This window comes from Nonomuraea sp. B5E05 (assembly GCF_039880665.1).
In the GTDB taxonomy this organism is placed as follows: domain Bacteria; phylum Actinomycetota; class Actinomycetes; order Streptosporangiales; family Streptosporangiaceae; genus Nonomuraea.
In genome coordinates this window covers 214911-237045 of sequence record NZ_JBDPMJ010000007.1, presented here as the reverse complement: position 1 = coordinate 237045, position 22135 = coordinate 214911, and the positions used below count along the sequence as shown (strand labels likewise).

Annotated in this window: 27 protein-coding genes and 2 tRNA genes; 21 read left to right on the top strand and 8 right to left on the bottom strand. The window is 68.2% G+C overall.

What is annotated here, in order from left to right:
* The first annotated feature begins 2 nt into the window (after positions 1–2).
* The 4 genes from ABGB01_RS15845 to ABGB01_RS15830 all read left to right on the top strand — a co-directional run bounded on the left by ABGB01_RS15845 (position 3) and on the right by ABGB01_RS15830 (position 3333).
* On the top strand, positions 3–758 hold the full coding sequence (locus ABGB01_RS15845; RefSeq protein ID WP_347774049.1) for an amino acid ABC transporter permease: 756 nt from the start codon (positions 3–5) through the stop codon (positions 756–758).
* A 2-nt stretch (positions 759–760) separates the two neighbouring features.
* The gene (locus ABGB01_RS15840) at positions 761–1402 is read left to right on the top strand and encodes an amino acid ABC transporter permease (RefSeq protein WP_347617536.1); all 642 of its coding nucleotides are present in this window, start codon (positions 761–763) and stop codon (positions 1400–1402) included.
* A 32-nt stretch (positions 1403–1434) separates the two neighbouring features.
* On the top strand, positions 1435–2418 hold the full coding sequence (locus tag ABGB01_RS15835; protein ID WP_347617535.1) for an arginase family protein: 984 nt from the start codon (positions 1435–1437) through the stop codon (positions 2416–2418).
* A 99-nt stretch (positions 2419–2517) separates the two neighbouring features.
* The gene (locus ABGB01_RS15830; RefSeq protein ID WP_347774048.1) at positions 2518–3333 is read left to right on the top strand and encodes a class I SAM-dependent methyltransferase; all 816 of its coding nucleotides are present in this window, start codon (positions 2518–2520) and stop codon (positions 3331–3333) included.
* A gap of 100 nt (positions 3334–3433) precedes the next feature.
* Here ABGB01_RS15830 and ABGB01_RS15825 read toward each other — a convergent pair whose 3' ends face one another.
* Positions 3434–4429, bottom strand: coding sequence for an aldo/keto reductase (locus ABGB01_RS15825; RefSeq protein WP_347774046.1), 996 nt, complete (start codon positions 4427–4429; stop codon positions 3434–3436).
* Positions 4430–4557: 128 nt separating this feature from the next.
* On the opposite strand from ABGB01_RS15825, the gene ABGB01_RS15820 reads away from it, so the two are divergent.
* Both ABGB01_RS15820 and ABGB01_RS15815 read left to right on the top strand, forming a co-directional pair.
* Positions 4558–4728 (top strand): hypothetical protein, encoded by a 171-nt coding sequence (locus ABGB01_RS15820; protein WP_347774045.1) that lies wholly within the window; start codon positions 4558–4560, stop codon positions 4726–4728.
* A gap of 37 nt (positions 4729–4765) precedes the next feature.
* Entirely contained in the window at positions 4766–5239 is a 474-nt protein-coding gene (locus tag ABGB01_RS15815) for a tetratricopeptide repeat protein (protein ID WP_347774043.1), read from the top strand.
* Positions 5240–5314: 75 nt separating this feature from the next.
* Here the strand turns inward: ABGB01_RS15815 and ABGB01_RS15810 are convergent, their stop codons facing one another.
* Positions 5315–5770, bottom strand: a complete 456-nt coding sequence (locus ABGB01_RS15810; protein ID WP_347774041.1) for a GNAT family N-acetyltransferase — start codon at positions 5768–5770, stop codon at positions 5315–5317.
* An 805-nt stretch (positions 5771–6575) separates the two neighbouring features.
* On the opposite strand from ABGB01_RS15810, the gene ABGB01_RS15805 reads away from it, so the two are divergent.
* The 3 genes from ABGB01_RS15805 (at position 6576) to ABGB01_RS15795 (ending at position 8772) form a co-directional block, all read left to right on the top strand.
* Complete coding sequence (locus ABGB01_RS15805; RefSeq protein ID WP_347774040.1) at positions 6576–7283, top strand: SDR family oxidoreductase; 708 nt, start codon at positions 6576–6578, stop codon at positions 7281–7283.
* A gap of 299 nt (positions 7284–7582) precedes the next feature.
* Positions 7583–8230 (top strand): hypothetical protein, encoded by a 648-nt coding sequence (locus ABGB01_RS15800; protein WP_347774038.1) that lies wholly within the window; start codon positions 7583–7585, stop codon positions 8228–8230.
* A 143-nt stretch (positions 8231–8373) separates the two neighbouring features.
* On the top strand, positions 8374–8772 hold the full coding sequence (locus ABGB01_RS15795; protein WP_347774036.1) for a DUF6247 family protein: 399 nt from the start codon (positions 8374–8376) through the stop codon (positions 8770–8772).
* Between the two features lie 439 nt (positions 8773–9211).
* Here ABGB01_RS15795 and ABGB01_RS15790 read toward each other — a convergent pair.
* Together ABGB01_RS15790 and ABGB01_RS15785 are read right to left on the bottom strand one after the other, a co-directional pair.
* Positions 9212–9284: transfer RNA gene (locus ABGB01_RS15790), tRNA-Arg, on the bottom strand.
* Positions 9285–9340: 56 nt separating this feature from the next.
* Positions 9341–9886: a hypothetical protein gene (locus tag ABGB01_RS15785; RefSeq protein WP_347774035.1), complete on the bottom strand. Its 546-nt coding sequence runs from the start codon at positions 9884–9886 to the stop codon at positions 9341–9343.
* A gap of 134 nt (positions 9887–10020) precedes the next feature.
* Here ABGB01_RS15785 and ABGB01_RS15780 point away from each other — a divergent pair, with 134 nt between their 5' ends.
* The 6 genes from ABGB01_RS15780 (at position 10021) to ABGB01_RS15755 (ending at position 14939) form a co-directional block, all read left to right on the top strand.
* The gene (locus tag ABGB01_RS15780; protein WP_347774034.1) at positions 10021–11157 is read left to right on the top strand and encodes a histidine kinase; all 1137 of its coding nucleotides are present in this window, start codon (positions 10021–10023) and stop codon (positions 11155–11157) included.
* A 28-nt stretch (positions 11158–11185) separates the two neighbouring features.
* Positions 11186–11815: a response regulator transcription factor gene (locus ABGB01_RS15775; protein WP_347774032.1), complete on the top strand. Its 630-nt coding sequence runs from the start codon at positions 11186–11188 to the stop codon at positions 11813–11815.
* 138 nt (positions 11816–11953) lie between these two features.
* Positions 11954–12427 (top strand): hypothetical protein, encoded by a 474-nt coding sequence (locus ABGB01_RS15770; RefSeq protein WP_347774031.1) that lies wholly within the window; start codon positions 11954–11956, stop codon positions 12425–12427.
* 3 nt (positions 12428–12430) lie between these two features.
* A complete protein-coding gene (locus ABGB01_RS15765; protein ID WP_347774029.1) occupies positions 12431–13162 on the top strand; it encodes a prolipoprotein diacylglyceryl transferase family protein in 732 nt (243 codons plus the stop codon).
* The gene (locus ABGB01_RS15760) at positions 13159–14703 is read left to right on the top strand and encodes a radical SAM protein (RefSeq protein ID WP_347774028.1); all 1545 of its coding nucleotides are present in this window, start codon (positions 13159–13161) and stop codon (positions 14701–14703) included. Before ABGB01_RS15765 ends, ABGB01_RS15760 begins: the two co-directional genes overlap by 4 nt.
* The gene (locus ABGB01_RS15755; protein ID WP_347774026.1) at positions 14700–14939 is read left to right on the top strand and encodes a hypothetical protein; all 240 of its coding nucleotides are present in this window, start codon (positions 14700–14702) and stop codon (positions 14937–14939) included. The genes ABGB01_RS15760 and ABGB01_RS15755 overlap by 4 nt, the downstream gene beginning before the upstream one ends.
* A gap of 2 nt (positions 14940–14941) precedes the next feature.
* On the opposite strand, the gene ABGB01_RS15750 is transcribed toward ABGB01_RS15755, so the two are convergent.
* A complete protein-coding gene (locus tag ABGB01_RS15750; protein WP_132590854.1) occupies positions 14942–15400 on the bottom strand; it encodes a MaoC family dehydratase in 459 nt (152 codons plus the stop codon).
* A 274-nt stretch (positions 15401–15674) separates the two neighbouring features.
* Between ABGB01_RS15750 and ABGB01_RS15745 the strand changes: the two genes are divergently transcribed.
* Entirely contained in the window at positions 15675–16856 is a 1182-nt protein-coding gene (locus ABGB01_RS15745; protein ID WP_347617496.1) for an ATP-binding protein, read from the top strand.
* 103 nt (positions 16857–16959) lie between these two features.
* Here ABGB01_RS15745 and ABGB01_RS15740 read toward each other — a convergent pair whose 3' ends face one another.
* Positions 16960–17751 carry a MauE/DoxX family redox-associated membrane protein gene (locus tag ABGB01_RS15740; protein ID WP_347774025.1) on the bottom strand — a complete coding sequence of 264 codons (792 nt, stop codon included), beginning with the start codon at positions 17749–17751 and terminating at the stop codon, positions 16960–16962.
* 5 nt (positions 17752–17756) lie between these two features.
* Positions 17757–18695 carry a hypothetical protein gene (locus ABGB01_RS15735; protein WP_347774024.1) on the bottom strand — a complete coding sequence of 313 codons (939 nt, stop codon included), beginning with the start codon at positions 18693–18695 and terminating at the stop codon, positions 17757–17759.
* A 217-nt stretch (positions 18696–18912) separates the two neighbouring features.
* Here ABGB01_RS15735 and ABGB01_RS15730 point away from each other — a divergent pair, with 217 nt between their 5' ends.
* Complete coding sequence (locus tag ABGB01_RS15730) at positions 18913–19407, top strand: SigE family RNA polymerase sigma factor (RefSeq protein WP_347774023.1); 495 nt, start codon at positions 18913–18915, stop codon at positions 19405–19407.
* An 87-nt stretch (positions 19408–19494) separates the two neighbouring features.
* On the opposite strand, the gene ABGB01_RS15725 is transcribed toward ABGB01_RS15730, so the two are convergent.
* Complete coding sequence (locus ABGB01_RS15725; protein ID WP_347774022.1) at positions 19495–19995, bottom strand: MarR family transcriptional regulator; 501 nt, start codon at positions 19993–19995, stop codon at positions 19495–19497.
* A 96-nt stretch (positions 19996–20091) separates the two neighbouring features.
* Here ABGB01_RS15725 and ABGB01_RS15720 point away from each other — a divergent pair, with 96 nt between their 5' ends.
* From ABGB01_RS15720 to ABGB01_RS15705, 4 genes are all read left to right on the top strand, one after another.
* A complete protein-coding gene (locus ABGB01_RS15720) occupies positions 20092–20652 on the top strand; it encodes a YceI family protein (protein WP_347774021.1) in 561 nt (186 codons plus the stop codon).
* Positions 20653–20843: 191 nt separating this feature from the next.
* Positions 20844–20932, top strand: a tRNA-Ser gene (locus ABGB01_RS15715).
* A gap of 429 nt (positions 20933–21361) precedes the next feature.
* The gene (locus ABGB01_RS15710) at positions 21362–21520 is read left to right on the top strand and encodes a hypothetical protein (protein ID WP_347774020.1); all 159 of its coding nucleotides are present in this window, start codon (positions 21362–21364) and stop codon (positions 21518–21520) included.
* A 24-nt stretch (positions 21521–21544) separates the two neighbouring features.
* Positions 21545–22105, top strand: a complete 561-nt coding sequence (locus ABGB01_RS15705; RefSeq protein ID WP_347774019.1) for a MauE/DoxX family redox-associated membrane protein — start codon at positions 21545–21547, stop codon at positions 22103–22105.
* Positions 22106–22135: the final 30 nt, after the last annotated feature.

Below are 22135 nucleotides of genomic sequence, written 5' to 3'. Positions count from 1 at the left end.
CCATGTTCAACGACCTCAGCTGGTCCGTGGTGCTCGAGGATCCGGGCAGGAGCTTCCTGCTGCACGGCGCGTGGGTGAGCCTGCAGCTCGCCGTGCTCGCCATCATCGGATCCACGGTGGTGGGCACGCTGGTGGCGCTCGGCCGCGTGTCGACGGCGCCCGCGCTGGCGCCGCTGCGCTGGCTGCTCTCCGCCTACGTCGAGTTCTTCCGTAACGTGCCGCTGCTCGTGCAGCTGGTCTTCTGGAGCTTCGGCATGTTCAGCCTGGACCTCGTCAGGGCCGCCGCCGCGCCGCTGAACCCGGTCTACAGCAACCAGTTCCTCGCCGGGCTGCTCGGCCTGACGATCTACACCTCGGCGTACGTGGCGGAGGCGCTGCGCAGCGGGATCCAGTCGGTGCCCAGGGGGCAACTGGAGGCGGCCAGGGCCGGCGGCCTCGGCTACTGGACGGCGATGCGCGCGGTGGTGTTGCCGCAGGCGTTCACGCTGGCCTTTCCCGCGATCGGCAACCAGTACATCAGCGCCACCAAGAACACCTCCGTGGTCATGGCGATCGGCGTCACCGACCTGGTCTTCCAGGCCCAGCAGATCGAGTCGGCCACCTTCGCCGCATTCGAGGCCTACACCGCGGCGCTCGTCATCTTCATCGTGCTCTGCCTGGCCGAGTCCGCGCTGCTGGCTCTGATCGTCCGGGGAATGCTGACCAAGATCCGGCCCGGCGCCAGGACCGCGGCCCCGACGCCGGCGTTGGAGTCGTGACCATGGGTGCGATCATTGACAACCTCCCGTTCATGCTGGCCGGGCTCTGGGAGACCGCGAAGCTGGCGGTGCTGGCCATCGTGCTCAGCTCCGTGCTCGGCGTGCTGGCGGGCGCGATGCGCTCGGCCCGCTCGCGGCTCGTCCGGTGGCCGGCGATCGGCTACATCCAGCTCATCCGCAGCGCGCCGCTGATCGTTTTCATCCTCTACTGCTATTTCGTCCTGGCGGACCTCGGGCTCGACCTGACCCCCTTCTGGGCGGGTGTGGTCGCGCTGGGCGTGTTCACCAGCGCCTATCTGGCGGAGATCGTCCACGCGGGCATCGCCTCCGTGCCGCCCGGGCAGTGGGAGGCCGCGCGCGCCTCCGGCCTGTCCCAGGCGAGCACGATGCGGGACGTGGTGCTGCCTCAGGCGCTGCGCCGCATGGCCCCGGCGCTGGTGTCGGAGTTCATCAAGCTGATCAAGGACACCTCGCTGGTCTCGATCATCGGGGTCTTCGAGTTCTTCCACCGGGTCGAGGTGACCAACTCCCGGCTGTTGACCGAGCCGTTCGCGGTGCTCGGCTTCGCCGCCGTCTGCTATTTCCTGCTCAACTATGGCCTCAGCCGCGTCGCTCGCCGTCTTGAGCTGCGGCTGGATGCCTGACGCATCACCTACAAGAAGGAAAATCACGCAATATGTCGGATCTACGGCTCAACCTTCCGTTCGTTGGCATCCCGAGCTTCCAGCGGTCGCCCATCGTGAGCGACCTCTCCCAGCTGGATGCCGACCTGGCCATCCTGGGAGTGCCCAACGACGAGGGCTCCCCCTGGTACCCGGGCGCGCGGATGGCACCGCGGGCGATCCGGGAGCAGTCGGTACGGTACGCCGGCTACGGCCGCATGCAGGCCAGGTCCGGATATTTCGACATTGAGGAGGACAGGCGCTTCCTCGAGTACGAAACCGCGAACCAGCGCATCGTGGACTGCGGCGACGTCGACATCATCTACTCCAACCCCGAGCAGACCTTCAAGAACATCACCCACAGCACCGCCCAGATCCTGGAAGCCGGGGCCGTCCCCATCGTTCTCGGCGGTGAGCACTCGGTCACCTACGGCGTGGTGCGGGCCTACGAGGAGCCGATCTGCGTCGTCCACTTCGACGCGCACCTCGACTACCGGCCCTTCATCCACGGCGCCGAGTACGGCAACGGCAGCCCCATGCTCAAGATCGGGAAGCTGCCGAACGTCGAGAAGATCGTCCAGATCGGCAGCCGCGGCATGCGCGCCGCCCAGGACGACCTCGCCGAGAGCCGCGCCAACGGCAACGACGTGTTCACCATGAAGGGCTTCAGGAAGGCCGGCATCGACGACGTGCTCGCGACCCTGCCCAAGGGCAGGAAGGTGTACGTCAGCGTCGACATCGACGTGCTCGACATGCCGCTCGTGCCCGGATGCGCCTCCGCCGAGGCGGACGGCATGTCATACGAGGAACTCCGCCAGACGATCTTCGCGATCGTCCGCGAGCACGAACTCGTCGGCTTCGACGTCGTGGAGATCAACCCGATGCTGGACGTGGCCTCCAACGTCACCTCCCAGCTCGGCGCCCAGCTGGCCATCGAGACGATGGCCCGCGCCGTCGAGAACCCCGAATACCTGCGCCGCAAGGGACGCCTGTCCTGACACCCGGTCCCGCGCGGGGACATGACCGGCGCCCCGCGCGGCGACCTCGTGGAGGGTCGCCTCGGACCGTGCAAGGCGCGGGGGCGTAGCGTAACGTCCATGCAGAAGGTGCAGCTGAGTGGTGAGAAGGCGACGATGCTCGCCACTCTGTACGGCCGGGCCGTGGACGCCGAATCCCCCACCCCCATCCTGGGCGACACGATGGCGCTCGAAGCGATGCGCGCCATCGACACCGACTTCACGAAAGTCGGATTGAGGCGCGGCGACGCCGTGACCGTCGCCATGCGCGCCGAACACCTGGACGACTGGACGCGCGACTTCCTCGCCGAGCATCCGGCGGCGATCGTGCTGCACCTGGGGTGCGGCATGGACACCCGGGTCCACCGCGTCGATCCCGGGCCGGGCGTGCACTGGTACGACGTGGACTTCCCCGAGGTCATCGACCTGCGCGAGCGCCTCTACCCGGCACGCGACCACCACACCGTGATCCCCTCGTCGGTCACCGACCTGGCCTGGCTCGACCGGGTGGAGGGCGATCTTCCCGTACTGGTCGTCGCCGAAGGCCTGACCATGTACCTCAAGGAGGACGAGGGCCACGCGCTGTTCCGCGCGATCATCGACCGGTTCCCCTCCGGCCGGTTCGTGTTCGACGCGTTCAGCAGGCGCGGCATCAAGTGGCAGAAGATCAACCGGGTGGTCCGGCTCGCCGGCGCGACCCTGCACTGGGGAGTGGACAACCGTGCCGACCTCGAGGCCATCGACCCCCGGTTACGCGTCGTCACCGAGCTGAGCGCGTTCGACCTGCCGGGATACGAAAGGCTCAAGCCCGGCTATCGCGCGCTGGTCGCGGTGGCGAGAACGTTGCCGTTCATGCGCAGGATGGCCGTCTTCTACCGCCTGGACTTCCCCGCGTGACCGCCGCGGTGAGCTGGGTCCCTGATGGCATCCGGGTCAATGGCATCACCCCCGGCGGCACCGGCGCCTGAAAGGGCACGCGGCGACGCCGCCGGAGGGCTCAGTTGCCCACGCCGAGGCCGGCCATGAACGCGGACGGGTACCTGTCGCCGCGGGCCGCGTTCGGCGGCACCGCCTTCTCGATCTCCGCGAGGTCGTCCGCGGTGAGGTGCAGGTCCATCGCGGGCAGCGCCTCGGACAGCCGCTCGCGGGTACGGGCGCCGACCAGCGGCACGATGTCCTCGCCCTGCGCGGCCACCCAGGCGATGGCCAGCTGGGCGACGGTGCAGCCCTTCGCCTCGGCGACCCGGCGCAGGGCCTCCACGAGGGCGAGGTTGTGTTCCACGTTCTCGCCGGAGAAGCGCGGGCTGAAGCCACGCAGGTCGCCGGGGCCGGCGATGCGGTCGGTGGACCAGTGCCCGGAGATGAGGCCGCGGCTGAGCACGCCGTAGGCGGTCAGGCCGATGCCGAGCTCCCGCAGCGTGGGCAGGACCTCCGCCTCCACCGCGCGGGAGATCAGTGAGTACTCGATCTGCAGGTCGGCGATCGGGTGCACGGCGTGCGCCCGGCGGATCGTCGCCGCAGTGACCTCCGACAGGCCGATGTGCCGTACGTATCCGGCGTCGACCATGTCCTTGATCGCGCCCACCGTCTCCTCGATCGGCACCGCCGGGTCCAGCCGGGCGGGGCGGTAGATGTCGATGTGGTCGGTGCCCAGCCGGGTCAGCGAGTAGGCCAGGAAGTTCTTCACCGCCTCGGGACGGCCGTCCTGCCCGCCGAACGCGTGGCCTGGCCCCCGCAGGGCGCCGAACTTGACGCTCAGCCGGTAGCTGTCGCGGTCCCGGCCGCGCAGCGCCTCGGCGAGCAGCAACTCGTTGTGACCCATGGCGTAGAAGTCGCCGGTGTCGATCAGCGTGACGCCGCTGTCCAGCGCGGCGTGCACCGTCGTGATGCTCTCGGTACGGTCGGTTGCGCCGTAGGCGTCCGACATCCCCATCGCACCCAGGCCCAGCGCGGAAACGGCCGGTCCTGTGCGGCCCAGGGTTCGTCGCTGCATCATGTTCTCCCTCGTCGTCGATGTCGCCACCCATGCTGGGCCTGGGCCGGGACGCGCGGAAGCGGAGCGTGCATCATGGGATAGCCGCTCCCTGGCTCGGCCGGCGCCCCGCGAGGCAGGATGAAGGCATGCAGCGTGACCAGCTCGCCGACTTCCTCCGCCGCCGCCGCGAGGCGATCCGGCCGGCGGAGGCGGGACTGGCCGACAGCCCCCGCCGCCGCACCGCCGGCCTGCGCCGGGAAGAGGTGCTGCTCGTGCTCGGCATCGAGGAGTTCCCCACGGGATCAACCGTGAAATGATCCGATACACGTTTGCATCCCGCCGATCGGAGTGACCATGATCACCGACCCCACGCTCACCCGGATCGGCCAGGCGGTGGAGCTGCACCACCACCAAGGCCAGCGTGAGGCCGCCCGCGACCTGTTCGCACAGATCTGGGATGACATCGGCGGCGAGCAGGGCGACCCGCTGCACATCTGCGTCCTTGCCCACTCGATGGCCGACGTGCAGGACGACGTGCAGCAGGAGCTGCTGTGGGACCTGCGAGCGCTCGCCGCCGCCGATTCGATCACCGATGAGCGGGTGGCGCACGCCGGGATGGCGCTTCCGGTGGCCGGCCTCTACCCGTCGTTGCACCTCAACCTCGGCGAGTGCTACCGCAAGCTGGGTGATTACGACCGCGCCCGCGAGCACCTCGAGCACGCGCAGGCCACGATCGGCGCACTCGGCGACGACGGCTACGCGCGGCTCATCAAGGGCGGCCTGGACCGGCTGACCGAACGACTCGGCGATTCGACGTCGCCCGCGTAACCGCATCGAGCCCCGCCTTCAGGCCGCCGAGTTCATCCCCGCCTTCATGCCCGACCCGCCGGAACACAACGGACCTCAGCGGAGGCTGTCTGGATCCTCCGGAGCGGCAAGCGGCTTGACCCAGCGGGACCACTGCGGTTGAGGGGCATAGCCGGCGGCGTTCCAGGCTGGGTGGGCGAGTGTGTTGTCGTGAAGGACCATGGCGTCGGCTCGGAAGGCGCCGTACTTGGTGAAGTGCTCCTCTGCCCTCGCCAGTAGTGCGGTGGCAATGCCCTTGCGGCGATGGGAAGGGTGGACGGCGAGGCGGTACAGGTGGGCTCGCCAGCCGTCCCAGCCCGCGATGACGGTCCCTGCTATTTCGCCGGCGCACTCCGCTATCAGCAGAGCCTCGGGGTCGCGGGCCAGCAGTGCGGCTACCTTGTCAGGAGAGTCGTGCCGGTCCGTACCTTCGGCGGCCAGGAGCCAGAACTCCAGCACAGCATCCACGTCATCCGGGCTGCCGGTTCGGATGGTGACCTTGGACTCGTGCACGGTTCACCAATCTAGCTAGTGCACCACCGTACTTCTGACCTCCAGCGCGCCCCCGGCCGCGAGCACACCGCCCTTCTGCCAGAAGACGTTGAAAGTCCTGGCATGCCGGCGTTTCGCGGGCCCGACCGCCGTACCTCGGCCGGTGCGATCTTCTCCGCGACCAGCAACGCGGGGACCGCTCCGAAGCCGTCATCCTCGGAACTCACTCGTGTCGTCGATTTTCTGGCCAGCCATAGCTCTCCAGCCGCTGACAGGCTCGCCCCGGGCGGAATTCCTCTCGGCGTCGTAGGTGTGCGTGGCTCCACGCTCCGATACGACGACTTGGCCGCATCCGAGAACATGAGGGTGTAAGCGAAGCATTTCCGCAGGTGGGCAAGCCGCCCATGCTGCGTATCGGCGTACGCGTGGATCTGATCACCACATCGGTGCGACCGGTCTGAGCGCTGTACGCCGTGAGGTCGATCGCGCGTCCGGCCAGGACATCCTGCAAGTTCCCCTTCGAGGCCGAAGCCGGTAGCGCTGAGAATTCCTGGAAAACCTTGGCCGCCGTTTCCTGCACGCGGCCCTCTGCCTCACGGCGTTGTACCTGCTCCCATTGCGAGTTGCGGTGCACTATCCAGCCGAACCCGACCAGCGCACCTACGAAAAGCGCAACAGGAGCGACCATGAAGAAGAGCGCACCGATGGAGCTTTCATCCCCGTCGGTCCTTGCTCTGGCCGATGACTTCATGACGGCTCCACCCGCGCCGTGACTTCCATCACCAGGCTTGCCTCTGACATCTATGTGAGGTTTTAGCGTATCCGCATGCAGATCAACGGAGCACATGTGCTGGTCACCGGGGCCAACCGGGGCCTGGGCCGACAATTCGTCCTGTCCCTCCTCGGCCGCGGCGCCGGCAAGGTGTACGCCACCGCCCGCCGGCCCGACCTCGTCGACGTACCGGGGGTTGTCCCGCTGCGCCTGGACATCACCGATCCGGCATCGATCGCCGCCGCGGCGGAAGCGGCACCTGACGTCAAGATCGTCATCAACAACGCGGGGATCTCGACCGGGACAAATCTGGTCACCGGGGACCTGGACACGGTTCGCCGCGAGATGGACACCCACTTCTACGGCACCCTGAACATGATCCGCGCCTTCGCGCCCCAACTGACCGACGGCGCGATCCTCAACGTCATGTCCGCGATCTCGTGGCTCGCCGTCGACGGTGCAGGCGCATACCACGCCGCGAAGGCCGCCGAGTGGGCGCTCACCAACAGCGTTCGCCTGGAGTTGGCCGAACAGCGCACCCTGGTGACGGGCCTGCACCTGGGCGCTGCCGACACCGACATGATGGCCTGGTACCACGGCGACAAGAGCGCCCCCGAGGTGATCGTCAAGGCAGCCCTCGACGGGATCGAGGCGCACCGGCCCGAGGTCCTCGCCGACGACTGGAGCCGCCAGGTGAAGGCATGGCTGTCCGAGGACCCGGAAGTCATCTACCGGGAAGCTGCGGCCGCCCTCACGGCCTGACGCGCTGCTCCTGTAGGCCACGCCTGCGGCCGTGACCTCGAACAGGTCGCCTTCGCGCGGCAGCGGATGCCGCGCGATCCGCGCCGCGGGAGCCTCAGCGGCCGATGCATTCGCTCAGTCCATCAACGATCAGGAGCCGGGTGTGAGCAAGATCGCGAGATTGTCCTGCAAACACGAACGCCCGCTCCAAGGTCCCTGGACGCAACCACGGCCTGCACGACCCATCTGGACAACTCACACGGTCACCTGATCAACTTCGAAGTCCGAACGCAGCGACCCGAGAGATGACCTCCCGAGCCATGACCCTGATCACCCTGCGGCAAGCTGCCGTCCGCTTCAACCTCTCCCACGACGCTCTACGAAGGATCGCGGCTGCTGGTCTGCTTCCTGCGGCGGGTCAACACGGCAACAGGCTGGTCATCCCTACGGACGTGGCACAACGAATCGAGGCTCGCTCCGCTGTAGCGCTACGTCACCTTCTGCCAACGACAACGGGCACCACCACGATGGCAGTGTTGCGCGTCGACGCAGCGAAGCCTGTCCTGAATGAAGATCGCCCCTTCATCGGCTTTCATGCTGACCTGACACCTGAGGATCTGTTGGAGGCGCTGCGCGGATGGTGGATGGGCAGGCCGGAAAAGATCGTCAAGGCTGGCATTCTCCCGGTGACGCTCGGCGGCTTCGTGGTCGCTGTACTGACGGGACTGAGCAACTGGGACACCAAACTGACCGACAATGGCCGGGTCCGCCATCGTTTCGACGCGCGACTCGCCGGCTACATCAGCGACCTCGACGTACCCATCAACATGGTCACGATCGGCACAGCCGATGACCGGCGGATCGCCGAGTTGCTTCTCGGCAAGCGACTCACATCCACGGCCGGCGGCCCGATTGCCTACGTGACCGTAGCCGCTGATCGACCTGCATCCGGGATCAGCGACCACTGATCCCTGCAGGGTGGTGACATCTGTGCCAAAGGCGCCTCGTCGTACAGCAGAGGTCTATTCTGATGATTAGGCGTTCCAGACCCGCCGCCAGGGACACGAGGACACCGGCCACCTACATCAGGGCTTTGAACTGCAGTTCAAGGGTGGAAGGGATCGGCCGTACCGGTAGCGTGAAGGCGAGGTCAACGATGTCCACCCCACATCAAGCCAGCGAGGCACTGATCCCTCGCCCGCCACTGACCACCGCAGCCCTCAGGGCGGCAGTCGCCCAGATCGCTCCGGCCTACCTCAGCCAGTTCGTCGACCACCTCGACCAGGCGACCGAGCAGGCGGCGCGGCAGAGCACCGTGGCACCTCTGCAGAGCTTCCTGCAACAATGGGGTGAGTTCGTGGCGATTCAGCGCTACCCCACCCGAGCAGCCCGCCTGCACGCATTGGAGACGAAGGTCGCCACCACGACCGACAGAGTCACATTGGACTCGGCCTTGGCCGAAATCAACGAGATCACGACATCCGCGCGCCGAGAGGCCATCGGTGAGTGACGCCTGGACCTGGGAGTATAACCCCGACGCCGAGCATGTCATCGCTGGGCTTCCGCCGACCGTCATCCTTGAGGTTGAGCGGCTTGCCGGCCAATCCTCGGCAGAGATGCGGTCCACGCCGGCAGAGGTTCGTTGCATGGGGCAGGTCTTCGGACGCTCGATCTGTTCGGCGGTCGCGGGTTCCTCAATTTCATCGTCGCGGAGCATCTGCGCCTTGTGCTGATCGTTCGCATTACCTGGATAGATTGACGCGACCTCATCCGCCTTCCCGCTGAAGTGGTGGATACGGGTCGATGCCATGTGATCACATGATGCGGTGTTGCTGCGGACATCTTCGCCGAGGCCACGGCGGACATGCTGTTAGCAAGATCGCGAGATTGTCCGGACAAGCACGAAGGCCCGCTCCAGGATGTCCCTGGTGGCGGGCCTTTCGACTGTGCGCGGCCGACAGGAGTCGAACCCGTAACCTTCTGATCCGTAGTCAGATGCTCTATCCATTGAGCTACGGCCGCTTGTTGCTAGACCAGCATAGCGGGTTCTTGGGAGTGCCTCGAACCACATGCCGCAATCATGAGCGCGCCGACTCCACCTTGCGGGGCCACAGCGTGTAGCTGAGCGGCCAGAGTACGGCGATCAGCGGGATCTTGAACAGCCCTCCCATGAAAGCGACCAGGCCCTCCGTACGCGCCGGGTCGTCGACGAGCCACACCAGGCCGAGCAGCACGACGCAGGCGATCCCGTACGCCAGGACGATGCGCAGCCACATCGCCCATTCGTAGCGGGCTCTGGCCATGCCCCCCGCGGGCGGTTTCCAGGGTGGGGGGCCGCCGGCGAAGCGGTGGTGGAAGTTGGCGTCGGCCCAGCGGATGGTGCGGTGGCCGAAGACGATCGAGTAGGCGAGGTACGCCGCTGCCAGCCCGTGCCGGACGTCGCCCGTGGCGCCGCCGCGCATGTCGATGACGGCCGCCGCCAGGAGGATCACGTCCAGGAGGGGGACGGCGAGCAGGAGTACGGTGCTCAGCGTGCGGCGGTGCCAGAGGTAGCGGGAGGCCAGTCCGAGGGCCAGCAGGATCCAGAAGCCGATTTCGCAGCCGATGATGATGGCGACAATCACGTTTTCCAGTCTCCGGCTGGATACGGGCCGGCACATCGTCAGTGAAAACGAGTCTGTGGATACATCGAAGGGTGTATCCACAGGCGGTCGCGCAGCAGGAGGGAACCGGGTCAGGAGGGTGGTGGGATGAGGTCATGAAACGGGTGGCGTTGGGTGCCGGGCTCGCGTTCGCGACGGGGCTGGTTCTGATCGCGGGCGGGGCGCACTTCCAGCGTGGCCTGCCCGAGTGGTGGCTTGCCGGGCCGCTGGCGTTGACCTGTGCTGCGGTGCTGGTGCGGCGGCGGGCGCCGCTGCTGTGCCTGGGGCTGGGGGTGGCGGGGACCGCTCTCGACGTGGTGGTGGGTCCGTCGCTGGGCACGGTTCTCGTCTTCACCGACAACCTGTACGCCGCGGCGCTCTACGGGCCGGCCAGGCTGGCCCGGTGGCTGCTCGGCATCAGCACGGTGCTGGCGGTGGCCGTGGGGGCGGTGACGGGGTTCGTCGAGGGGGGCTGGCGGGTGCCTGCCGTCATGGCCATCCAGGCGGGGCTGGTGCTGGTCACTCCCATCATGACGGCGATGGTGGTGCGGGAGCAGCGGGATCGGGCGGCGGCCGAGCGGGAGCGGGCCGAGCAGGTGGCGCGTCTGGCCGAGCTCGACCGGCAGGCGGCGGTGGCGGCCGAGCGCGCCCGGATGGCTCGCGAGTTGCACGACATGATCGCCAACCATTTCAGCGCCATCGCCATCCAGTCCACGGCCGTGCTCTCGCGCAAGGACCTCGATCGGGCGACGGTGCGGAAGGTCATGGAGTCCGTACGCGAGAACAGCCTGAAGGGCATGGCCGAGATGCGGGCGATGATCGGGTTGCTGCGGCAGGAGGGAGATGAGGCGGAAGAGGCGACCCGGCCGCGGCTGGCCGATGCGGAGAGCCTGGTCGACAGGGCCCGGCGGGCGGGCATGGAGGCGGAGTTCCGGGTCGAGGGCGAGCCGCGCGAGGTGCCCGCGGCCGTCGATCTGGCCGGCTACCGCATCCTGCAGGAGGCGCTGACCAACGCGCTCAAGCACGGCGACTCGCTGGTGGAGGTCGTCCTGTCCTACGGCCCCGAGCAGGTGTCGTTGACGGTCGACAACCCGGTCCATGGGAGCGAAGCGCGGCTGCCGGGGGCCGGGGCGGGGCTGATCGGGATGCGGGAGCGGGCGTCCCTGGTCGGGGGATCCTTCGAGGCGGGTCCTCAGGGAGACGGATGGCGGGTGGCCTCGGTGCTTCCCGCGGCTCCTGATGAGAAGTCGTGAGAAAGGGTGACGTGGTGGAGGTGCGCGGGTGAGCATCAGGGTGCTGGTGGCCGACGATCACGCGGCGGTCAGGGCCGGGATCGTGCTGATCCTCGACGGTGTGGACGACATCGAGGTGGTCGGTGAGGCGGCCGACGGGGAGCAGGCCGTGGCGATGGCCAGGGAGTTGCGGCCGCATGTGGTGTTGATGGACGTACGCATGCCCCGGCTCGACGGCATCTCCGCCACCAGGGAACTGTCGGGGGTGTGTGATGTGCTGATCCTGACGACGTTCGATGTGGACGATTACGTTTTCGGGGCGCTGCGGGCCGGGGCCGCCGGCTTCCTGTTGAAGAACACCGACGCCGATGCGCTGGTCGAGGCGGTCCGGCTGGTGGCGCGGGGTGACGGGCTCATCTCGCCCGGTGTCACGCGGAGGCTGATCGCCGCTTTCGCGGATCAGGCGCCGCGCAGGGAGCCGCGCCCCGGCCCGGAGATTCTGACGCCGCGGGAGCGGGAGGTGCTGGCCTGCGTCGGGCGGGGCCTGTCCAACGCCGAGATCGCCAGAGAGCTCGACATGGCGGAGGCCACGACGAAGACGCACGTCAGCCGGGTGCTGAACAAACTGGGCCTGAAGAGTCGCGTGCAGGCGGCGATCTATTACTCGGAAGGGGCATAAGGCCCGATCCGTGCTTGTCAGGGAGGGAAGATCGGGTGGGCGCCGGCGTCGCTTGCGAAGTTGTACGCGTGGCCGGGGCTTGTTGGCCAATGTCAACCGGTTCCTCCTAGTCTGATCCCGACTAGGAGGTGAGCGTCAGTGGGCACGCCGGGTGATGAGGGGCCGGAGCAGCGGTGGGTGCCACCGCAGGGTTCTCCGTCCCAAGGGCCGCCGCCAGAGGGTCCGCCGCACGGCCAGCATGGCCCGTACCAGGGACAACCGCCCTACCAGCACCTCCCGTACGGCCCGCCGCCCCCGTCGGGCGGCGCCTCCACCGGTGTGCTGGTCGCGTTCACGTTCCTCGGCCTGGCCGTCTACAGCGTCGTCAACGCGGTGCTCGGGTTCGCCGTCTTCGTCGCCGCTATGGAAGCCGACGGCGGTTCCACCCCTTACATGATCGTCGGCGCGGTCGTGCTCGCCCTGGTCGGCCTGGGTATGGGCATCGGGTTGTGCCTGGTCCGCGGCAAGGTCTGGGCGAGGGGCACCGGCCTCGGGCTGATGATCGGGTGGGCGCTCTGGTCGATCCTGACCGCCGGGTTCTGCACGGGGCTCAACCCCAGCTTGTACGGCTGAAGCATGCCCTTTCACGAGATCTTCGTCGGCCTGGGCGTCCTGGTGGCCTCCGTGGTCTTCGTGCGGGAGGCGAGAAGGCGCGGGGCGCTCAGCGAGCAGTCGTTGATCGCTGTCGCCGGGGCTCTGGTGGGCGGCGCCATCGGGATGCGCCTGGCGGGCTGGCTGGAGACGCTCGACGTCAAGGACCTCTGGCTGTACGGCTCCCGCAGCATTCTCGGCGGCCTGACGGGCGCGTACGCGGGCGTCCTGGTGGCCAAGAAGCTCATCGGCTACAAGGAGCGCACCGGCGACCTGTTCGCCCCGGCCGTGGCGCTGGGGATGGCGGTCGGCCGGATCGGCTGCCATCTGACGGAGGCGCCGGGCAGGCCCACCGACCTGCCGTGGGGCGTGCACGCCCCGGCGACCACCCCCGAATGCCCCGGCTGCCTCACCGGCCAGGCCATGCACCCGTCGTTCGTCTACGAGATCGTCTTCCAGCTCGCCGCGTTCGCCGCGCTGCTCTGGGCCCGCAAACGGCTCACCCAGCCGGGGGAGTTGTTCACCCTCTACGTGGCCGCGTACGCCGTCTTCCGTTTCCTCGTCGAGTTCACCAGGGCCAACGAGACGGTCTGGCTGGATCTGACCAGGCCGCAGTGGTTCCTGATCCCGGGCGTGCTGCTGCTCGCCCTCAGGCTCGGGTACGGCTGGCGGCGCGGCTACTACGTTTCCCTCTTCAACCGGAAGGTCCTGTCATGAGCACGGGGATGGGGCTGCGGGGCGACCGCATCCTCAGGTACGTCAACGCGTTCTGCCCGAGGTGCCACGGCCGCGACCTCGACCGGGTGGAGCGGCTGAGCGGCTATCTGGCCGAGCGCGACGGCAAGGTCTGGCTGGAACGCGGATGCCGCGAACACGGATATATCCGGACTCTGTACGACGAAGACCCAGAAATCCTGGCTTACCTGGAGGAATGGACCGCCCCCACCAAGCAGCACATGCCGGATATGTCGGGGAACTTCCTCCCGATCCCCGAGGCGTACCTCCACGGACTCCCCGAGATGCAGACCCAGCACACCTGCATCCTCCTCGAGGACATCGCCGAAGCCTGCAACCTGCGCTGCCCCACCTGCTTCGCCGACAGCTCGCCCGACCTGACCGGCATCGTCCCCGTCCCCGACATCCTCGCGAACGTCGACCAGCGCCTCCAGCGCGAGAACGGCAAGCTCGACGTCCTCATGCTGAGCGGCGGCGAGCCGACCCTCCACCCCGAGCTCGGCACCCTCCTGGCCGAGCTGGCGGACCGCCCGGTCACCCGCATCCTGATCAACACCAACGGCGTCCTCATCGCCAGGGACGACGCCCTGCTCGACCTGCTCACCGAGCACAGGGAGCGCGTCGAGGTCTACCTCCAGTACGACGGATCTGCCGAGGCCTCGAAACACCACAGGGGCGGCGACCTCACCCGCATCAAGGCGCAGGCCGTGCAGCGCCTGTCCGAACGCGAGATCTTCACCACCCTCGTCATGACCGCCGCGCTCGGCGTCAACGACGGCGAGATCGGCGACGTCGTACGCCTCGCCCTCGACACCCCGTACGTCGGAGGCGTGTCACTCCAGCCCCAGTTCGGCTCCGGCAGGTCGGGCACCATCGACCCGGAGGAGCGCCTCACCCACACCGGCGTGCTCAGCCGCCTGGGCCCGCAGACCGGCGGCGTGGTCACCTGGCGCGACCTGACCGCGCTGCCCTGTTCCCACCCGCACTGCTGCTCGGTCGGCTACCTCATCCGCGACGACGCCCAGGAGTGGCGCTCACTGACGGCGCTGATCGGCCACGACCGGCTCAAGGAGAACCTCGGCCTGGTCTCCAACCGCATCGCCGACTCGGAGATCCCGCGCGAGCTGCGGCTGGCCGTACAGGAGTCCCTGCTCGGGCTGCTGTCGGAGCAGTCGTCGCTCTCGCATCCGCAGATCGGCGACCTGTGGCGCGACATCTGCGAGAACTGCGACCTCGGCGTCTCCACCCTCCTCACGCTCGCGTCGTCGGCCCTGCCGGGCCGGCGGAAGAAGCTGCGCAGGATGATGGGGGAGCGGATCGTGCGCATCACCGTCAAACCGTTCATGGACATCTCGACCATGATCGAGGAGCGGCTCACCCAGTGCTGCGTGCACGTGGGGACGCGCGCCGAGCAGGACCAGTGCGCGCCGTTCTGCGCCGTGCAGGCCTGGCCGCAGCTGTCGCGGCAGCGGTTGTCCGCGGTGGCCGCGCGGCCCCGCGCCCCGTTCGAGGTGGTGTTGTGAAGAAGACGGAGCCGTACGATCCGCTCCGGTTGTGCGTGTACGCGACCGTCGCGCTGCTGGCCTGGTTGCTCGGGCCGTGGGCGGTGCTCGGGTTCGCGGTGCTGGGGTTCGCCGGCTACTGGAGGGCGCGGCGAGCCGGGCTGACCCGGAGCAGGTGCCTGCTCAGGGACACCCGGCTCGTGCTGGCCTACCTCGCCCTCATCGGCCTGGCGGCGATCGCGGCGATCGTCCTCTGAGGCTATTGGGCGGGCACGTAGAGGCTGAGGGTCTCGGCGACGCAGGCCGGGCGCTTCTCGCCCTCGATCTCGATCGTCATCTTGAGGTTGGACAGGTAGCCGGCGGGCGTGCCCTTGACGTCGGTGAGCTCGCCGGTGGCTCTGATGCGCGCGCCGACGAGCACCGGCCGGGGGAAGCGGACCTTGTTGAGGCCGTAGTTGACGCCCATGGCGATGCCCTCGACCTTGACCATCTCGAACATGAACGACGGCAGCAGCGACAGGCTCAGATAGCCGTGGGCGATGGTGCCGCCGAACGGGCCCTCCTTGGCGCGCTCCACGTCCACGTGGATCCACTGGTGGTCATGGGTGGCGTCGGCGAAGAGGTTGACCTGGTCCTGGGTCACCGTCTGCCATTCGGTCGGGCCGAAGGTCTCGCCGACGGCCGCCTTGAGCTCCTGAACGTTCGCGAAGGTCCGCATGGTCCCGAACGCTATTGCGCGGGTGGCACGGCTGCCAAGTTCGCCGCCTTCAGCAGGACGCGTCGAGCTGTTGCGAAGATCTTTACTCGAAACCATCGCATAGATGTTCGAGTCCGCGCTACAGTCGTCAGTACCGCAATCGAACAAGGGTTCGGCCTGGTGAGAGGGGGTGTGTCCGATGACGGTGCTCGCACTGGCCCCTGTCCGGACACGCCGTAGCACTTTCTTCCCAAATCTAAGACGGCCGCTATATCCGGCAATAGAGTCCGAGAGCGTGGATCCTGTGCGCAACCCCTATGCCCCCGGCGCCGGGCAGCGTCCGCCGGAGCTAGCCGGGCGCGATCGAGAGCTGCAGCAGTTCGAGGTCGTGCTGGAGCGAGTGGCCCGTGGGCGGCCCGAGCGCAGCATGGTCGTCACCGGCCTGCGGGGGGTCGGCAAGACCGTCCTGCTCAACACGTTCAAGTCCATGGCCATGCAGCGGCTGTGGGGCACGGGCAAGATCGAGGCCCGGCCCGACCAGTCGATCAGGCGGCCGGTCGCGGCCGCCCTGCACATGGCGATCCGCGAGTTGGCCCCGCGTCACCGCGCGCCCGAGCGCATCGAGGAGTTCCTCGGGGTGCTCAAGGCGTTCGCCATGCGCGATCCGGCCGCGGCCAAGGGCACCTCGCACTGGTCGCCCGGCATCGAGGTGCCCGCCAGCCGCGGGCGCGCCGACTCCGGCGACCTGGAGATCGACCTCACCGAGCTGTTCGTCGACGCCGCCGGCGTGGCCACCGACCTGGCGGTGGGCATCGCGCTGTTCATCGACGAGATGCAGGACGTGCAGCCCGCCGACGTCTCCGCGCTCTGCGCCGCCTGCCACGAGCTGTCGCAGTCGGGCGGGCCGCTGATCGTGGTGGGCGCCGGGCTGCCGCACCTGCCGAGCGTGTTGTCGGCCAGCAAGAGCTATTCCGAGCGGCTCTTCCGCTACGCGCGCATCGACAAGCTCGACCGCGACGCCGCCGACATGGCGCTGATCCTGCCGGCGCGCGAGGAAGAGGTGGAGTTCACCCAGGAGGCGCTCGACGCCCTCTACGAAGCCGCCGACGGTTATCCCTACTTCGTCCAGGCCTACGGCAAGGTCGCATGGGATCTCGCGCCGCGCAGCCCGATCACCATCGACGACGTCAAGGTCTCCGCTCCGGAGGCCGAGGAGGAGCTCGCCGTCGGGTTCTTCGGCAGCCGCTACGAGCGGGCCACCCCGGCCGAGCGCGACTACATGCACGCCATGGCGCAGATCGGCGACGAGCCGGTCGCGACCGCCGAGGTGGCCGACGCCCTCGGGCGCAAGCCGTCCAGCCTCTCGCCCGCCCGCGACAGCCTCATCAAGAAAGGGCTCATCTACAGCGCCGAGCGCGGCCTGATCGCGTTCACGGTGCCGCACTTCGGAAAGTTCCTGCGCGCTCAGCCCGTCTGAGCGACGCCCCTAGACCTCTATTGGGCTGTCTAGTGGGGAAGCTAGACAGCCCAATAGAGCTGTATCAGCCTGCCTGTCGAGCGAAATCTAACGCTCTCTAGCGTCAGGCCGATACTGGCGTATATTCCGTCAGAGATTCGCTGCCCTCCGAGCCCACCACGGCCATCCGCACCGCCGGGCGCCGGCCGCTGAGATAGACGGCGAAGACCACGTCGTCGTGGTCCTGGTTCTGGAAGGCGAAGAAACGCCAGCACAACTCGCGCCAGCTGTCGTACGGCTCCGGCGACGTGAGCCCGTCCCGGTGGGCGCGCCAGGCGCCACTCGACCTGAGCCGGGCCAGCGTCGCCGACTCCGACGGGCCGCGCCGCCGCTCGCACGGGGCACGGAAGCGGGCACGTTCGATCAGCTCGTCGATCTCCGGCGACAACCCGAGCAGCAGGGCCAACCCCGCGGCCGTGAGCCACGACGGGTGCGACACGGCCACCCACCCGGGCACCGGCGCCAGCACCGACACCCCGGCCATCCCGGTCAACAGCACGGTCCGGCCGATCGAACGCAGCCCGACCGGCGCCGAGCTCACCTCGCCGAAGCAGCCGCACCCCGCGTCCGGCCGCCGCCTGCGCAGCTCCAGCAGCACGTACGTGGACATCGCGAAAAACGCGACCGTCGCCCACCTGAAGATCGCATGGTCGGTCACCAGCAGACCCGTGGCCAGCACCAGCTCGCCGGCCGCGCACACCAGCAGCGCCGGAACCCGCAGGCGCCCCGGCACCAGGACCGCCGGCCCCAGCCTGGACAACGCGCCCGGCTCACCCCCCGAGCGCACCGTGATCACCTTGGCCGTGGTGCCCAGAACGAGCAGCACGACCAGCAGCGGGAGCTGCGATTCCCACACGTGCGTCACCCCAATCCGATCTGAGCGTTGAAGCACCCCTTGACCAGGTCACCGCCGAGCTCCACGTAGGAGAACGGTGACAACTCGACGATCCGCCCGCGCGGCGAGGTGTCGCACTCGACGCACCGGTCGCAGAACCGCCCTGCCAGGCACCCGCACGCCACCACCGGCACGTCGGCGGCGCGCTTGGAGCACACGTTCGTGATCCGGAGCAGCGACCCGACCGACAGGTACGGCAGCCCGGCGCACGACACCCCCGCCTGGGCGCAGCCGGTGTCGGCCCGCTCCAGCATCGGGTAGGCCGCACCCCGCTCCTCCTCGTCGAACGTGTCGGACCAGGTGGCGCTGCCCGAGATGCCGGCCGCCATCCCCGCGTGCACGTGCGGCGGTGACGGCACGGCCCGCGCCGGGTAAGGAGGTTGGGAGGTCGCGGGGAGCAGCGCCAGGCCCCCGCCGTCCTGCCTGATCCCGATCGCGTCGAACAGGTAACCGGGCTCGAACTTGGGATGCCGTACCTGCAGCCGTCCTGAAGCCCGGTAGGGGATGGTGATCGTCCGGTGGCCGCGGTGCGGGCCGCAGTCGAGCTCGACCGTCAGGTCCCTGCGCCCCTCGATGGACAGGATCGTTCCCGTGATGCGCGTGGCGTCGGCCCAGATCCGCTCGACCACCCGCCCGTCGCGTAGGGCGCGCATCATGACCATGGCCCCTACGGGAAGGTCGGTGGGCGCCGCGTCCCTGCCGTGCCACGCGGTGGCCCACGGCGCGATCACGAGCCGTTCCTCGGTGCCGTCGGGGGTCTCGATGATGATCAGATGCGGGCTGACGTCCAAGATCTCGCCGGCGACGGCGCGTAACGGGTCCGCGTTGTCCGGAGCGGGATCCGAATCGCGACCCAGTACGGCGGCGGCGAGCACCCGGCGGCGCTCAACGCTCGGATACCCCATGCGCCCCTCCCTCGTCGGGTACTAGATTCACACGACTTGGGGGTGGCTCACACCGTACCGGGGCAGACAAGAGCAAAATACGCAACCCCGGGGAAGTGACTAGACACCCGGCGGCGTACAAACCGCCACCGACCTTGACGGACCTTTGTCGTGGGCGGGCCGAAACCTGAATTCCGGTTCAGGCCCAATAGGGCTTCGGGCTGCGATTCTGGCCACGATGCAGACCACCGGCTGGGAAGACGAGTTCCGCGAGTACGTGCAGGCCCGCGGGCCGGCGCTGCTGCGCGCGGCCAACCAGCTCACCGGGCATCCGCTGGACGCCGAGGACCTGCTGCAGAACGCGCTGACCAAGACGTACCTGGCCTGGGATCGCATCGAGGACAGGGGCGCACTCGACGGCTACGTGCGGCGGGCCATGGTGAACATCAACATCTCGCAGTGGCGGCGCCGCAAGCTGGAGGAGTATCCGTCAGCCGACCTGCCCGAGACGACCACGTCCGAGCCGGTGGGCGGCGGCGAGGTGCACGAGCAGCTCGAACAGGCACTGGAGGAACTGCCCGAGCGGATGCGGGCGGCGATCGTGCTGCGCTACTACGAGGACATGACCGAGCCGGAGATCGCGAGGACGCTGGGGATCAGCGTCGGCACGGTCAAGAGCACGGTGTCACGGGCGATGGCCAAACTGAGAAGCGCCCTGCTGCCGTCACACTGAGGCCCGCGCCTCCGCGTTCGTCACGAGGAGCCTTGACGTTCATCACGGGCACGCCGGCGACGGCCCTGAGGCGCGCGACGGCCTTTCTCACGAGGGGGCCGGCGCCTCGGCCTCCGTCTCGACCGCACCGGCGGTGGCGCAGGGGCGTACGACGGCTCTGATCTTGCGCAGGCTGCCCAGGAACGCCTCCAACTCGGACATGCTCAGCAGCCCGGTGAGGCAGTCGTCGACGTCCTGCAGATGTTGCGGCAACACGGTCTCCAACCGCTCGCGGCCGGCGTCGGTCAGCACCGCGTAGGAGGCTCTGCGGTCGGTGGGGCACGCCTCGCGGCGGACCAGCCCTTCGCGTTCGAGCCGGTCGACGACCCTGGTCACGCCGCTGGTGGACAGTCCGGTCTGGGCGGCGAGATCGCTCATCCGCAGCCGCTGCCGGGGTGAGCGGGCCAGCCGGATGACGGTCTCGAAGTCGATCTCGGACAACCCCGCCGCGGTCAGCACAGGCTGGAACCGGGCCATCAGACCGGCGTACACCTCGCTCAGGAGTCCGATGGCCGTCAGCCGCGAGTCGTCGAAGTTCAGCACACTCACAGCCTAGCCGACGATAGTTGACGGACGGAATATTCCTCATGTACATAGTTGTTGTCGCAGATATCTGCACCGGAACCCCTTCTGAGGAGAACCTCGATGACCACTCGTACCTGGCAGTCTCTGACCATCCCGGCCGCCGGCACCTACAACCTTGACGCGGCTCACACCCGCGTCGGTTTCGTGGTCAAGCACATGATGGTCAGCAAGGTCCGCGGCTCGTTCGGCACCTTCAGCGGCTCGGTCACGATCGCCGACAACCCGCTCGAGTCGTCCGCCGAACTCACCATCAAGGCCGACAGCATCACCACGGGCGTCGCCGACCGCGACGGCCACCTGCGCAGCGACGACTTCCTGTCCGCCGAGAAGTACCCGGAGATCACCTTCAGGAGCACGCGCGTGGCCGGGCACAAGGGCGACGAGTTCACCGTCGTCGGCGACCTGACCATCCGCGACGTCACCAAGGAGGTCGAGCTGACGGTCGAGTACGGCGGCGCCGGCACCAACCCGTGGGGCCAGGCCGTGTGGGGTTACACGATCACCACGGAGATCGACCGCGAGGAGTTCGGCCTGACCTGGAACCAGACCCTGGAGACGGGCGGCGTGCTCGTGGGCAAGAAGGTCAAGATCGAGATCGAGGGCGAAGCCAACCCCGCCTGACGCCCGTTGGGGTCGCAGCCGTCCCTGGATAGGGTTATCCACAGCACCGAAGCCCGTCCACGCTGTGGGCGGGCTACATCCACAGACAGTTACCCACAGCCTGTTGATAACTCTTGGCGAAGCCGGGCGGGGAATCGCTTTGCCGCCTCGCCGGAAGGCCGGTACGCTGTGCTGAGCCGCGGTGGCTTCCGGGAGGATTCGCCTAGTCAGGTCTATGGCGCCGCACTGCTAATGCGGTTTGGTGGCAACACCATCCGGGGTTCAAATCCCCGATCCTCCGCAGCTGAAAGGCCCTCACCCGTTCTCGGGTTGAGGGCCTTTCTCGCGCCTGTGGACAGCAGGGTTGCAGTTGCCCGTCAGGGCCGTCCCTAAGGGCTTCGTTCATGCTCCGGCTGGCGTCCTTCATCTGGAGCGTGGCCATGTGCGTGTAGCGCTCCGTGGTCGTGACGCGAGTGGCCGAGGATCTCCTGCACGACTCGCAGCCGTGCTGCCATTCGGACCGCTGGATCTGGAACCACGCCCTGATCAGTCAGGAGTTTCGTATATGACAGGTGACTGGGTTTTGATGAGGCACCTGTTCCCCGGGCGGCACGACAGTTAGGTTTGCGGTCGATACGGGCATGATCATTCGCCCCTTTGCACACGAGGGTGATGCCCGCCCATCGGCTGCCCGCGTCGTGATGACGTCGGCTTGAACGAAGGAACCCCCATGCTCCGTTCCATCAATCGCCTGGCCGACCGGCTCCTTGACCGAGTACTGCCCAGCACGACGGCCAACGCCGAGACGTGCTGGTATGAGTACCCCTCCCCCTTCTACCGCCTCCGGTGCTGCATCGTCGCCGGCAGGACGTACTGCAACCCTGCCTGATTCGACGAGCCGTCTCACTCGAACATGCAGTACGTGGCCCTGGGCATGCGTTGCGCGATCGGCCTGGTGTTTCTGGTGGCGGTGCTCGGCAAGGTCAGAAGCAAGGACGCGTTCGGCCGGTTCGCCGGGTCGGTGCCTGATCTGCTTCCCCGTCTGCCTCCCAGGGCGACGGTCGCCGTCGGCGCGGCTGTCGTTGCCGCTGAGGCGAGCGTCGTCGTACTGCTGGTGGCCGAAGGGACGGCGCCGGCCGGTCTCGTGCTGGCCGGCGCCGTGCTCCTGGCCTTCTGCGCGGCGATCGGGCGGGTGATCCGCACCGGCGCCCGGACCCCTTGCCGATGTTTCGGCGCCACGGCGTCGCCGCTGGGCGGCCGGCATCTGATCCGCAACGTGCTCCTCGTTCTCGCCGCTGCGGCGGGTGTGGCGGCTCATCAGGAAGCCCAGCCCGCCGGGCTGCATCCCGCGGGCGTCGTGATCGCCTTGGTGGCTGGTGCGGCCGCCGCACTGGCGGTCGTCCTTCTCGACGACCTCGTGGACCTGTTCGCCGGCCGGCCGGCCGTTCACACGCGGGGGTCACGTCCTTCGTGAACGCTCGCAGCCCTCATCCAAGGACCGCCT